Origin of the sequence: Microcystis sp. M_OC_Ca_00000000_C217Col (assembly GCF_007095585.1) — a bacterium.
Lineage (GTDB): Bacteria > Cyanobacteriota > Cyanobacteriia > Cyanobacteriales > Microcystaceae > Microcystis > Microcystis panniformis.
Genome location: NZ_SFBV01000308.1, coordinates 1 through 13,665, shown reverse-complemented (window position 1 = coordinate 13,665; position 13,665 = coordinate 1). Strand labels below are relative to the sequence as shown.

General features: G+C 41.8%; 13 protein-coding genes and 1 pseudogene. 6 read left to right on the top strand and 8 right to left on the bottom strand.

Going from position 1 to position 13,665, the window contains the following annotated elements; translation table 11 throughout:
• Nucleotides 1–76: helix-turn-helix domain-containing protein (locus EWV66_RS19665; RefSeq protein ID WP_287108493.1), on the bottom strand; the 76-nt coding region annotated here is incomplete at its 3' end.
• Between the two features lie 88 nt (nucleotides 77–164).
• On the opposite strand from EWV66_RS19665, the gene EWV66_RS19660 reads away from it, so the two are divergent.
• From EWV66_RS19660 to EWV66_RS19645, 4 genes are all read left to right on the top strand, one after another.
• On the top strand, nucleotides 165–1,040 hold the full coding sequence (locus EWV66_RS19660; RefSeq protein WP_052276561.1) for an ABC transporter ATP-binding protein: 876 nt from the start codon (nucleotides 165–167) through the stop codon (nucleotides 1,038–1,040).
• Between the two features lie 574 nt (nucleotides 1,041–1,614).
• A complete protein-coding gene (locus EWV66_RS19655; RefSeq protein WP_170863902.1) occupies nucleotides 1,615–2,418 on the top strand; it encodes an ABC transporter permease in 804 nt (267 codons plus the stop codon).
• Nucleotides 2,419–3,174: an ABC transporter ATP-binding protein gene (locus EWV66_RS19650; RefSeq protein WP_002771944.1), complete on the top strand. Its 756-nt coding sequence runs from the start codon at nucleotides 2,419–2,421 to the stop codon at nucleotides 3,172–3,174. It begins immediately after the preceding gene.
• Between the two features lie 694 nt (nucleotides 3,175–3,868).
• A complete protein-coding gene (locus EWV66_RS19645; RefSeq protein WP_052276560.1) occupies nucleotides 3,869–4,300 on the top strand; it encodes a DUF4278 domain-containing protein in 432 nt (143 codons plus the stop codon).
• A 144-nt stretch (nucleotides 4,301–4,444) separates the two neighbouring features.
• Here the strand turns inward: EWV66_RS19645 and EWV66_RS19640 are convergent, their stop codons facing one another.
• From EWV66_RS19640 to EWV66_RS19610, 7 genes are all read right to left on the bottom strand, one after another.
• On the bottom strand, nucleotides 4,445–5,938 hold the full coding sequence (locus tag EWV66_RS19640) for a thymidylate synthase (RefSeq protein ID WP_287108492.1): 1,494 nt from the start codon (nucleotides 5,936–5,938) through the stop codon (nucleotides 4,445–4,447).
• A gap of 4 nt (nucleotides 5,939–5,942) precedes the next feature.
• A complete protein-coding gene (gene tmk / locus EWV66_RS19635) occupies nucleotides 5,943–6,566 on the bottom strand; it encodes a dTMP kinase (protein ID WP_287108491.1) in 624 nt (207 codons plus the stop codon).
• Between the two features lie 25 nt (nucleotides 6,567–6,591).
• Nucleotides 6,592–7,977: a dihydrolipoyl dehydrogenase family protein gene (locus EWV66_RS19630; RefSeq protein ID WP_287108490.1), complete on the bottom strand. Its 1,386-nt coding sequence runs from the start codon at nucleotides 7,975–7,977 to the stop codon at nucleotides 6,592–6,594.
• A gap of 388 nt (nucleotides 7,978–8,365) precedes the next feature.
• Nucleotides 8,366–9,001 (bottom strand): bifunctional phosphoribosyl-AMP cyclohydrolase/phosphoribosyl-ATP diphosphatase HisIE, encoded by a 636-nt coding sequence (hisIE, locus tag EWV66_RS19625; protein ID WP_052278443.1) that lies wholly within the window; start codon nucleotides 8,999–9,001, stop codon nucleotides 8,366–8,368.
• A gap of 300 nt (nucleotides 9,002–9,301) precedes the next feature.
• Nucleotides 9,302–9,469 carry a PEP-CTERM sorting domain-containing protein gene (locus EWV66_RS19620; protein ID WP_260441304.1) on the bottom strand — a complete coding sequence of 56 codons (168 nt, stop codon included), beginning with the start codon at nucleotides 9,467–9,469 and terminating at the stop codon, nucleotides 9,302–9,304.
• A 320-nt stretch (nucleotides 9,470–9,789) separates the two neighbouring features.
• Nucleotides 9,790–10,044, bottom strand: coding sequence for a hypothetical protein (locus EWV66_RS19615; protein ID WP_287108489.1), 255 nt, complete (start codon nucleotides 10,042–10,044; stop codon nucleotides 9,790–9,792).
• A 1,127-nt stretch (nucleotides 10,045–11,171) separates the two neighbouring features.
• The gene (locus EWV66_RS19610; RefSeq protein WP_287108488.1) at nucleotides 11,172–11,828 is read right to left on the bottom strand and encodes a PEP-CTERM sorting domain-containing protein; all 657 of its coding nucleotides are present in this window, start codon (nucleotides 11,826–11,828) and stop codon (nucleotides 11,172–11,174) included.
• Nucleotides 11,829–12,530: 702 nt separating this feature from the next.
• On the opposite strand from EWV66_RS19610, the gene EWV66_RS19605 reads away from it, so the two are divergent.
• Both EWV66_RS19605 and EWV66_RS19600 read left to right on the top strand, forming a co-directional pair.
• Entirely contained in the window at nucleotides 12,531–13,061 is a 531-nt protein-coding gene (locus EWV66_RS19605) for a MerR family DNA-binding transcriptional regulator (RefSeq protein ID WP_287108487.1), read from the top strand.
• A gap of 396 nt (nucleotides 13,062–13,457) precedes the next feature.
• A pseudogene (locus EWV66_RS19600) lies at nucleotides 13,458–13,665 on the top strand (hypothetical protein); the annotation flags it as partial.

The following is a 13,665-nucleotide window of genomic DNA, read 5'->3' as shown; positions in this document are numbered from 1 at the left end:
CACAGCCCAAAGTGCGCCGCAATAGCGACTCTTGTTCTGGTGTTGGGTAAAATCGGTAGCGATAGCTTTTCCATATCTCGCATTCTAGCATATATCGTGTAAATGCGCTAATATTTAACGGTAAAGCCGTCGTAGAACGACGGGGTTTCAGACCCAAATTTTCGATGACCTCCGCTATTGCTCTCGATCGCGTTTCTAAAATCTATAACAATCTCCCGGTAGTTAACGAGCTTTCCTTTGCTATCGAAAAAGGGGAAATCTTTGGTTTACTCGGTCCCAACGGTGCGGGAAAATCGACGACAATCCGCATGATTATCACCCTAACCGAAGCAAGTCAAGGAGAAATCGCAGTGGCGGGGTATGATGTGAAAAAATACCGCGATCAGGTGAAGAAAAATATAGGGGTAGTCTTACAACAGATTAGCGTTGATGGGGAATTAACCGTCTGGGAAAATCTGGAATTTCACGGCCGGATGCACCATATCCCCAATCCCCAGAGACAGGAATTAATCGATCGCTATTTAGATTATGTCAGTTTAAGCGATCGAAAATCTGCCCTTGCCAAAACTCTTTCCGGAGGGATGAAACGACGTTTACAGATTGCTCGCGCTCTTCTTCACGAACCAAAAATCCTCTTTCTCGATGAACCGACTGTCGGTTTAGATCCCCAAAATCGTCGTCGTTTGTGGGAAGTAATTCGCGATTTAAACCGGCAAGGAATGACAATTTTGTTAACCACTCACTACATGGAAGAAGTGGAATTTCTCTGTCAGGATAACGCCACGGGAAAACCGGGCAGAATTGGCATTATGGATGCGGGCAAATTAATCGAATTAGGAACTCTAACGGATTTTCGCACTAAGTATGGCGAAGGGTTAGTTATCAAACAAGTTGGCGATAAAATCGATTATAAATTCTTCCCCACCGTGGCCGATGCTAACTCTTATCTGGACACTTTGAGCGATAAAACTGGAGTAATGTGTCGCCCTTCCAACCTCGAAGATATCTTCGTGGAACTGACGGGACATCAATTAGATTAGATTCTTGGTTTGTCCGTTAGTAAATTGTTAATTTATCGGTTTTTGAATCCGGTTTTTCTGAGATTAGCTCTGTTTAAATCGGCATTTCTTGGCTTTGATCTGGTGTCTATTTTATTGGTAAACTTGCTAAGTGGGTAGGTTTTAAAAATTGTCAGGCGTTGGGTTTCATGCTTCAACCCAACCTACGTTCTGATGTCTATTTTATTGGTAAACTTGCTAATTAAGTAGGTTTTAAAAATTGTCAGATTTCTCCCCTTCATAAGGAGTTATCCCCCCTGATTAAGGGGATCAAAGGCAAAATCTATCCTCTATTTAACCAGAACCACTTACTTAGAGTCTAGGTCAATTAGCTGAGGCTGTCCCTAAAAACCGAGTTCAACCCGAAAAAAAGAGGCTTTTAGTGGTTTTTAAGCTTTTTGGGTCAGATAAATGGACCAAGAAGGGAACTTTTTCCGGAGAGGGAGAGTCGTCGGGGACTGGATAAAAACTAGAGTACTCCCTCGATCGATAGACAAAATTGACGGTAATCGTTTAGAATAAGGCACTGAATACTGACGAGATGACAATTATCCCTATGACCGATCTCCAAGCAAAAACTAGATGGTCAACAGCGCGGCGATATTACGAATTGCTTAGTGTTCTGGTGGAACGTAATCTCAAGGGACGCTATCGGGGTTCTTTTCTGGGGGTTTACTGGTCTTTGTTAAATCCCGCGATTATGACTGCACTATACACGGCAATTTTCGGCACGGTTTTCGCCTCTTATTTTGATAATTCTATAGTTAACTATGTCCTAGCGGCTTTCACCGGTTTAGTAGTAATAAATTTTTTTAATGCTTCCACTAACCAAGCTTTACCTAGTATCGTCGGTAATGGCAGTATTTTAAATAAAATTCGTCTGCCAGTTAGCATTTTTCCCGTTTCCATGGTAGTGGCAAATATTTTTCAATTTGCTATTAGTATCTTTCCCCTTTTGGCTATAGTAACTCTCTGGAAGTCTCAAAGTTTAATTAATGTAATTGCTCTGATTTTTCCCGTGATTGGTCTTTCTCTGGTTTGCACGGGAGTGGGTTTCTTTGTCAGTACCCTCTACGTTTTCTTCAGAGACTTACCCTATTTTTACGAAATTGTTTGTTTTGTCGCTTGGATTAGCAGCCCGATTTTCTATCCCCCAGAAATTATTCCTCCTTCCGTAAAACCATTCCTGCTATTAAACCCATTATTACCGGTAATCGAAAGTATTCGCCAATTGTCCCTTTCCCCCGGATTACCGGATTTTGGTTTGATTTTTCAATCTCTACTCGGTGGGATCATCATCTTAGGAATTGGTTGGACTTGCTTCCGACTCTGGCGACATTTATTTATGGATTTATTATAAATGACAGAAGTAATTCGACTCGATCAAGTGTCTCTCGAAAGACGTACTCAAGAAGAATTCTCCTACGATCTAAAAAGGACAATCTTCTCTATTCTTGAAGGTAAATATCGTCAACCTGCCAAAAAATTAGTTCTAGATGATATAGATTTAGTCATTAATTCTGGAGCGAAATTAGGTATCATTGGAGCTAATGGCGCAGGAAAATCTACTCTCTTAAAAGTTATTTGTGGTATTCTGGAACCGACAAAGGGACAGGTGAGAGTCAGGGGACAAATTGCTTCTCTAATTGAATTAGGAGCGGGTTTTGATCCAGATTTACCGGTAAAAGATAATATTATTCTCTATGGGGTAATGCTGGGATTTTCTCGTCAGGAAATGAAGGAAAAAACCAAAGATATCCTTGACTTTGCTGAGTTAGAAGAATATATGGGAGCGCCGGTGAAATCTCTTTCTTCCGGGATGGTGGCTCGTTTAGGATTTGCGATCGCCACAGAGGTTCACCCCGATATTCTTATTCTTGATGAAGTCCTTTCCGTCGGGGATGAAAGTTTTAAAAATAAGTGTAAACGACGGTTAAAAAAATTCTGGAATTCTAACGCTACTATTTTAGTAGTTTCCCACGATTTGACTTTAATTCAAGAGTCCTGTGACCAAGCAATTTGGCTAAATAAAGGCCAGTTACAATGTCAGGGTACATCAGAAGATGTAATCAAGTTTTATTTGGATTCCGTGCATCAAAATGAAGTTAATTTTTAATTAAGTAGGTAATCTCAATTAATTGTTAGATAGCAATAATGTATCTCCGTTTTACTTAAGTAAGTAGTCGTGCAAAATTAATTTCCTAGTGAAGATAGGCAAGAGGCAAGAGGCAAGAGGTGGTTAGATATGTGTAATTAATTTTGCTTAGGTACTTAGCTGGTTATAATTAAATTAAAAATGGATTTTAGGTTCGATCCCCCCTTAATCCCCCCTTGATAAGGGGGGTGCCGATCCCCCCTTAATCCCCCCTTAATAAGGGGGCATCTGAAAGTTTTTAATACCCACCTACTTAGTCGAAAACGCTGTCACAAAATAAAAAACCCCGGTGTCCAGCCGAGGTAGCGCTAAGTTATGTAGGAGAACTCAAGCAAATCTGTCAATGGGGTAAACCCAAACCCCGAAAACTTTTTTAAGCTAGTACGCCAAGTTTTTTGCCATTGTCTGGAGCTAAACGAATCATAAGCTGTCTGATACTCCCCGAAACAATCTGAACTGGCTTGCTGTCTTGGCTGTTTTGCTTTAACTTTTAGTTCATGTAAATAAATGTAACAAGATTTTTACGAATTGTAAAGAAGGATTGACAAAATAAAACTTATGAGATGTATAAGCTAAGTTAATATTTTTCGCCGATCGAAGCTAGGGGGGTAATAATAGAGAGATTGGTTCACTAGCATGACAAGGTGTACCCAGAATGTCCTATTTGTTTTTGTTGCCACTATTCACCGCTGCTCTGGCTGCCTATTTCTGGCAGCAGTCCAGCGATGAGATCGCTTATCTTGCCAGTGCCGCCACGGTAATTAGTTTAGTGTTGAGTCTGGTTTTAGCTCCTTGGCAGATTCAGCTATTAATTCTCTTGACAGTTGTGATTGTCGTCACCTTTTTATGGCAAGGACGAGAAGAGCAGAAGAATGTCCCCGTACCCACTCCAGAAACCGCCGGCGAGAAAAAGTATCGTGGCGCCACCTATATCGAGCCAACAGTCACCGAAGCTCCTGTCAAGGAGCGAGGGGGTAAATATCGCGGTGCGGAGGTTAAAATCACCAATAATCCCACGGTGGCTAACCCAATTCGCTCCTCATCTCTCAAATATCGCGGCGCTGGTTCAGCAAACAAGGACCAGTAATCAGTAATCAGTAATCAGTTATCAGTTATCAGTTATCAGTTATCAGATTTGAGTTTTAAGTGAGTAGTATTAAATAGAAGTTTCCTACTGTCTTTTCACTGTTTACTGTTTATTGTTCACTGTTCACTGAAACTTCCCACTTATCTACTGGTCTTGAATATAAGGCTGATTATTTTTGATACAATTGTATGCCTTTTGTAACTCGATTCCCAGATAACCGATATGTTCGGGAATAATTGCGGGATTGGTAGCGGCAAGCTCGCGGATTAATTTGAGGGGATTTTTGCCTTGATAACAAGCGACAACTTCCCCGCTGCCGGGGGTAGTTTGTTGGACGAGAATTTGTTCTTTTTCCACAGAAATTAAAAAGTTACCACTAGGGTCAAAGAAATCGCGCTGGTTGACAATCTTATCGTACTGGGTGGCGATTAATCGTTCGACATTCTCCCAAGTATCATCGTATATATGGGCCGATTGACTAATAGTAATCAATGGACCCAAGGTTAAATTATACTGGGAGCGTTGATTGATTTCTTGGCAAATATGTTGCTGTAAAGCGCGCAATCCCATGGCATTTGCCGGCCAAGCGGCAAACATATCATTACTTCTAAATATTGCGGTGAGAGATAATTCATTTTCCACCACTCGCACCCAAATATGATTTAAACAGGGACTACCTCCCTTTTCGTGGTCTTTCACATCCCAGAGGGACATAACTGCACTAGCTGCGTCAATTTCTGAGATTAATTTATTGATAACCTGTGCAATTTGGTCCCGTCCAAACCAAGAGCGTAATCTTTGACCATAGGTGTATTTAACTCCTTGGTGTATAGGGGAATCATCAAGAATTTGTCCGATATATTCGGTAAGAAAAGCTCTATCTATAGGCAAATAATTAGGTTCGGGAAAATAAAAGTCTGGGGGTTCATCGGTGACAACGGCCATTAGGTCAATTAATTCTTGCCATTTACCATCATATCCTGTGGGTCTAATTGTGCCGGTGGTTTTAATCTTTTGGAGAATTTTTACCCAGGTTTCAGCAATAGTTTTTCCTTCAATGCGATGACCGTATCTTGTCCCGGGTAGGAGAGAAGGAAGATTTTCTAAGAGGGGAAAGATTAAGGGTTCTCCCCAAGTTGGTAAGGGAGATTGTTCTGCATAACTTTTGACGATTTCAATCGCTTCTGGAATGGATTTAACCAGTTGATATTGAATCGATTGACGTAATTTTTCGAGGGTTTCTCGGTCAATTTCTTGGTCAATATATCCCGTGATAGAAGAATTAATTAGCCAGCATTCTCTACCTGTGTCACTTTTTCCTAGCTGAAATCCTTGACTAAAAAAGTCTAGCAAACATTGACAGCTACCGGAGTTTTTATCTTCCTTAGTCGCATTGAGAATAACTAAATATCTAACGTGGGGATTTGCGATTAAGTTTCTCAGCAGGGGACTAATTCCTCTGGTGGGACTATAAAGATTGCCAATTACTGCGTATTGGTCGGGATTTAAATGTTTAGCAAGGGACTGTTTTACTGTCCATCCCGTGATAATTGCCGTTTGTCCGTGACCGCAGATTAATTGATTGGGTTTATAGTGGGGTTGGTAGATGAATTTAGGGGTGGTTTCTGTACTGAGCATGGATTTAAATTAATCGTTCAAGATAATTAATAATATTTTGGTGAAGTTGTTCTATTGTATCACTGCCATCCAGTTGTAAACAATCATCTTGATATTCTTTAAATATCTCGAGAAACATCTGACGAACTTTCATTAATTTTTCTGGTTTTTCGTAAACTTCTGTGATGGCTCTGTTTTTAATTCTTGCTAGAGAAATATCAGGAAGGACATCGATATAAATAACTATATCTGGATTGGGAAAATGTTGATTTAACTGCCGAATAAAAGCAAATTCTTCGGGATTATTGCAATTGTAGGCCAGGGAAGAAAAATAATAACGAGTAGTGATAACGTGGGTTTGTTCTTGGTGAATAAGTTTAAAAACGCCATCGTGATCATTATATAAGTGATAATGGCGATCGGCTGCAAATAAATAGGCCATTTGTCGGTCAAATTTATTTTTATCTTTGATAGAAATAAGATTAGTTTGCATTATTTCTCGAATCAAACGACCGATGACTCCCTCGGAAGGTTCCGGACTTAAAACTGCTTTTTCCCCGCGCTTGAAAAAATATTCTTGTAGGAGTTTTGCTTGGGTACTTGTTCCCGAGCCATCAATACCTTCAAAGACAATAAATTTCGGTTTCATAATTTAATCTTCTTTCTCGATCTAATTATCTGAATAATTTTTTTAGCCAAGTTAACCAAGATTTTTTCTGGGGGATTAATTGCGTCATTTCTCCGATAATCTCTCCCATACTTCCCCAAGTATAAATATTTTTATTGAGGGATTGTATGGTTAAATTTTCTTGTAAAGCTAAACTGATGATACCGATCATTTCTGCTGCCTGATTACTGACTATTTGCGCTCCCAGTATTTTACCATCTTGTCGGTAGATTAATTGACAAAATCCCGTGGTTTCTCCCCAGATTTGCTGTGCCACTATATTTTTGATGGGATAGTTGATCATCTTTACCTCCTCACCATAGCTCTCCTGGTCCGCTTTTTCAGTTAAACCCACCCAAACAATAGCCGGATCAAAAGCAATAAATGAGGGAATTTGATCGGGATTAAAGTTAAATTTTTCTCCCGTGAGCAGATGCTTGACTAACCCAAAAGCAGCCCGGTGATTTAAAGTAGGATCGGGATAATTATTTCTGAGCAAATTTATGGCATAAATGCGGGAATTATCGGTTTGTAATTGCTGATTAACCCTAATTAATCCTTGCTCTAGTTTAACTCCCACCCCTGCCAAATTTAATCCCTGTTCATTGACTTGATAATTACCAGCAAAAATGAGATCATCAACTTCAATGACACGATTGCCTAATTGTAACCATTTTTTACCCTCGATCGCTTTCACTTGACTAGGACAATAGCCGGGTAAAATCTTAATTCCTTCCGCTTCTAAAATGGCAGTAACTAAATGGGAAATTTCCCGATCAATATCTGGCAGTAGATAACTATCCTCGATAATTAAGCTAATTTCTTTCCCTAAACGTCGGAGAATTTGCGCTAAACTCACAGCCATGCTGCTGTTGCCAATAATCCCTAAATGTTGTCCCAACTTGTCTAAATTTGGCCCTTGCCAAAGGGTTTGAGCGGTAAAATAATTAACCTCATCTAAGCCGAAAATTTTCGGGACTTGCGGATAAAAACCCGTGGCGATAAGATAGTGTTTAGCCAACAATTGCCGACCATTAACCACGAATCCTAAATGGGGCAGCCGGACAAATTCCCCCCCACCCGGGATCACATCTATTCCTTCCGTGGCTAATCTCGCTAAAGAATGATGTTTATTAATAGTTTTATCTACTTCCTCTAGCCATTGCCGCAACCGTTGCCATTGGGGATAAATGGCCGTTTCTTGCCAATGATTCAGCAGTTTATAGAGATGGATAATTTGGCTGTAGCCCTTGCTAAAAATGTCCTCAGATGCCTCTAAATTGCTGCTATAAGGCTGTTGCACTAAGGCCACCCTTTTTTTGAGGTGAACAGCCAACAAAGCCGCTTCTATCCCCGCAGGAGTGGCACCAATAATTACTAAGTCGTAAACCACAAATATAAAGTAAAAAGTCAAAAGTCAAAAAAGGTGTTGGGGGTTTTGGGGTGTTAGGGTGTTAGGGTTTAAGGGTTTTAGTTGAAATTCCCCCACTTCCCCACTTCCCCCCGCAACGCGCACGAAGTGGTCTCCCCATTTCCCCATTCCCCCACACCCCACACCCCACACCCTCTTTCAAGTCAGGAGACAGGAATCAGGAGACAGCATTCAGGAATCGGAAACTTATAGGGAGGCACAATTATTTGTAGGATGGGTTAGCGGTAGCGTAACATAATCGGGCGTTGGGTTTCATGCTTCAACCCAACCTACGTTCATCTTATATTTAATTCCACCCACCCACTTAAAACTCAAATCTGATAACTGATAACTGATAACTGATAACTGATTACCGGCGCCGGTCTTGCAGTTTTTTATAGACATCTCGCAGGGGGACTTGATGATAGGCGAGAGCGACGAGGGTATGATAAAAAAGATCGGCCACTTCTGCAGCAATAGCATCGCCATCATTATCTTTGCAGGCCATGACCACTTCTGCCGATTCTTCGCCGATTTTCTTGAGAATTTTGTTATCTCCCCCGGCCAAAAGTTTACAGGTGTAGGATTCCGGATGAGGCTCGTCTCTGCGATCGCAAATTACCTTAAACAATTCCGAGAGGGTGTCGGCCGCTGGCGGTGATTTTTGCCAATTTACTTGGTGAAAACAGCTTCTTTCGCCGGTATGACAGGCGATATCACCGATTTGCTCAATAGTCAGTAAGATAGCATCACTATCGCAATCGTAGCGAATTTGACGCACCTTTTGGATATGGCCAGAAGTAGCGCCCTTGTGCCATAATTCTTGACGAGAACGACTCCAATACCATGCTTCCCCAGTGGTGAGGGTTTTTTCGAGAGATTCCCGATTCATCCAGGCCATCATTAACACTGTAGCATCAAGATAGTCTTGAGCGATCGCCGGTACTAAACCCTGGGGATTATAAGCGATTGCGTCGAGGGGAATAGCAGAGAGCAAAGAAGACATCAGTTTTTCGCGGTCAAGAAATATGGTGGGACAAATTACCCAAAGCTTAATTATATAGGGTTTGCGGCAAAAAGTTTTTCGTGGGGGCAGGCTTCGGCCGTTCGGCGGTTCGGGGTGTAGGGTTTTACCTATTTTCAGGGAAAAAGTCCCTGAATTTTCCCCCTGATCACCCCAAAACCCCAAAGCTGTGTTAGAATCAACACCTAAGAAAAAGCTAAAAGCTAGAAATCCCTATAGGGTATCTAACCTTTAGCTGTTTCGACCTCACAGTTATCAATGTCTTGCACACATTGGTAACTGTTATTTTTGCTTATTGAAGCGGGAAACCAATCCTAAACCACCCACTGCCAGAAGTCCGAGGATAGTACCCGGTTCGGGGACGGGAGTGGGCGCCATTTGGTGGAAAGAATTTTGTAAACTGAATAGACCTTGGCCAGCATTAGGATTTAGGGTATTTGTGACGGTCAACAGTGCCTTGGGGGTGATAGGAGTGAAACCGACAACGGGGTCCTGTGAGCCGTTAACTGAAACTAAGGAGAGCCCAGGTATCTCAGCAAATGTCTCGGTTACATTCCCGTAGTTGGAACCGGATGATATGGTTGAATCTAGGTCAACCCCGACAATGAGATTGCCGGAGTTAATGACCTCGATTGTATATGTGAAAGACCCGGAATTGCTATTAGTCGCAACGAGACCTGCCATAGCATCGTATGCGAAATAATAGTCAGTAAGCTTAGACGCATTTAAGTTTCCTACTCGTATCCCTATCTACAAGGCGTTCCAGGATATTAAAGTGCAATGTAAGTGCGTCTAAGCTTACCAACCTGGGTCAGATAAACGTTATCCACACCCTCGGCCCCAATGTCACCCGATACGTACGTAATTTTTTTGTCCCCCTGAACAAGAGCATTTCCGCTCGTCCATTCCGTCCAAGTTAAGGTCGCGGCACTCGCACTGGTAGCGGCAAACACCGAGCCGGCGAGAACCCCGATGGCTAGAGAGCCGGAAGCAAAGGTTTTGGTTAATTTGTTGGTTGTCATCATAACTGAATTCTCCAGCTTTACACTGTTGGATAAAATCAAAGTCAAGAAAAGTTCTAAAAACGTTAAGTTTTCTCGATATAGCGGTTTTTAGTGCAATAATGTCCAGTAGGTCTCCTTATAGATAGGCTTTTCAGCGTCTCAATCGGGTATCACTTCTGGGAAAACTGCTATATAACTTTTCTTAACTTGATCTAGGTACAACGGAACCTCCAAAAAAAACCAGGTGTTTTAGGAAAAATCTGGCATTCTGTAATAAAACTTAACATTTAGGTTCTTCAGTGTAGGGAGGCACAATTATTTGTAGGATGGGTTAGCGGTAGCGTAACCCATGCAGGCGTTGGGTTTCATGCTTCAACCCAACCTACGTTCATCTTATATTTAATTCCACCCACCCACTTAAGTAGGGCTTGCTGAATAAATGTGAAATGTAGGCAAGGTAAGGGTTTTGTGGCTTTTCTTGCGAAACAGGTGCAAGATTTTGAGAGAATCATGTTTCAAAACCTTACATCTTCATCGGCCCGCGTCCTGTAGGGGCGAAGCATTTGGGCATAACCTATCGGTGAAACCGGAGATTTTCTATCCGAATGCTTCGCCCGTACTTTTTGCCGCAAACCCTAATTAGCAAAGGTTTAACTGTGCCACACAGGTGTGAGAACCGCTATAAATCTGGTTATTAAAAACGGTTCTTCGTTACTTGGTATGGTTCGGTAGGGTGTCATAAATCGACTAAATCCTTATCTGGCAAGAGATTTAATTGATTAGTTCGCTCTAGATCGAAAACAATTGACAAAAATCTCAGCAATGTCTCTCTCTATAAGGGTTTCATCTCTTATAATCCTGTATGTTGCATAAGACAAACCGAAGAGCCAATTTTTCAGAACGATTCAAGTCCCCCTTGAAAAGGGGGATTTAGGGGGGCTCCCCCCGCCTATCGGCACCCCCCTTATTAAGGGGGGCAGGGGGGATCAAACGACCCGTTGAGTAAAAACAAAAATCAGGTCTTGACTTGTGTTAGAATCAACGCTTAAAGAAAAAGCTAAAAGCTAGAAATCCCTATAGGGCATCTAACCTTTAGCTATTCTTGTTCAACGTCACAGTTATCAATGTGTACGAGACATTGGTAACTGTTATTTTTGTTTCTTGAAGCGGGACACCAATCCTAAACCACCCACAGCCAGAAGTCCGAGGATAGTACCCGGTTCGGGAACGGATTGATGGAAAGAATTTTGCAATTGGAACAGACCTTCAGTGGGGCCACCAGTATTATTTAGGGTATTTGTGACGGTCAACTTTTTGATGGGGGCGATAGGTTCGAAACCGACAGCAGGATCCGCTGAGCCGTTAACTGAAACTAAGGAGAGCCCAGGTATCTCAGCAAATGTCTCGGTTAGAGTCCCGTAGTTGGATGATACGTCTGAATCTAGGTCAACCCCGACAATAGACTTGTTGGAGTTAATGACCTCGATTGTATATGTGAAAGACCCGGAATTAATATTGGCATCAGAGGAACCCAGAGTCGTGGCATCGTATAGGAAATAATAATGACCGCCCATCTCCATCAGCTCAACATCATCCAGAGCGTTGGCCCCAATGGTACTGCTACCTGCGACGTACTCAACTTTTTTGTCCCCGACCTGAAGAGCAGTTCCGCTCGTCCATTGATCCCAAGTTAACATCATGCTGGCGGCACTGGCACTGGTAGCGGTAAGCACCGCGCCGGCGAGAACCCCGATGGCTAGGGAGCCAGAAGCAAAAGTTTTGGTTAATTTGTTGGTTGTCATCATAACTGAATTATCCAGCGTTAATTGTGTGTACTATAGCCATCAAAAGAAGTTAAGCAAGCGTTAAGCTCGCTGATAACTTTTTGTTTGACCTGAGATGATTGTAGCGAAACTTTTCAAAAAAATCAAGTGTTTTAGAAAACTTTTTTTCGGCAATATTTATCTATTTTTTTTGTCTAAATCTATAGCAGTTTTGAACATAAATACCCAAAAATTGACAAATATACCCAAGCTTTTTGGTGAAAGTTGGACAAATAAACAGGCTCTACTTAAAAAAAAATCTCTCAAATTGTTACAAAACTTAATCAAAAGAGGGACAATGTATAAAACTTAACAGTTTTGATCGTTAAAACTGGAATTGCATAAGAATTAAGGAACCTGCACTTTGATAATGTACCTTTTGGGCAAACGCAGTTCGTCCCTACATTGTGGACAAAATCCGTTACTATCGCTCAGGTTTGCTGATCACCCTAAGTAGGGGGAGAGCCTTCGAAGACCCCCGCACGATAGCCTTGATCAGGGGGGTATCTGATAATTTTTAACGCCTACCTACTCATCTCTATCTAAAGGGGTATGACTAATTTGCCTCAATCATCTAGGATCACGATTGTTGGGTGATACTAATATAAAAGTGGACAACCGACTGTCTAAAATTGGACAACCTTACCTCGATAAATTTCTTTAATTAAAACCGAGTTCTATACTATGAATACTCTCATCACTATTCGAGAAGCTTCCGATTTACTCGGGGTTAGCATTAAAACCCTCCGGCGCTGGGAACAACAGGGTAAAATTGTCTCAATTCGTACCCGCGGCGGTCATCGCCGATTTCGACCGGAAGATCTCTTACAATCTGGTCAAGCAACCCCATTGATTATTGGCTATGCTCGTGTTAATCGACCTGAACAAAAACCCCAATTAGACACCCAGATAAAAGCGTTAGAAGAATTTTGCCATCAGCAGGGTCAACCCTTTGAAATTCTCACCGATATCGGCGACGGAGTCAGCCACAATCACCATAATTTTATGCGTCTAGTGAAGATGATTTGTCAGGGTGAGGTGAAATCTCTAGTTTTAACCCATGCGGAAAGTGTGAGTCGCTTTTGTCATGATTTTATTTTGGGTTTGTGCCGTCTCTTCAAAATCCAAGTCATTCTCCTCAATCAAACCCAGGAATCCATTGCAGCTGAGGATTTATTGCTGGACTTCCCCCATACAGAAATACTAAAAAATTAACAAAACCCTTACTGCAGGTCGCTTCTCAGAAAAAATTGAAAAGAGGCTACTGGGTACGTTTTTCCCTTGAAAATGGCTGTACCGTTGACTGTATCTGGAGTAGAGCGATGACCTAGAGTTGGCTGTATAGTGATCGCTAACCTTATTGTAACAGATGGTGTCATTAATCTCTAGAGTCAGCGATTCCCTCTGTAGCCATGTTTTTGATGGTTTTCTGCCCCGAAACAAGCTATAATGGTCGAAAGGTCAAATTTGAAAATTTTTGCCTCAAACCCTATCTGCGTAAGGACTTCAGGATTTTGTGTGCAGTAGTTCATTGGTATTATATTGCTTTAACTCAGGCTCTGTAAGACTTTTAGCCATAGCTAGTATGTTTATACGGGGGAAGTCCAGTTATTGGACGATCTGCAAGCCCTCATCACCATCTGTTACGATCATCTCTACCCACTACTTGACATCCTCGCCGCCGTAAAACGGACGGCGATTCCCAAACCTCACGATTTAGGTTTCTGCTTCTTTCCCTTGCGGGGTTCCGCACCTGCCTTAACAGATTTACTCTGTTCTGGTCTTATGGTCGCTCTACAGACTGACACCGCAAGCCCTG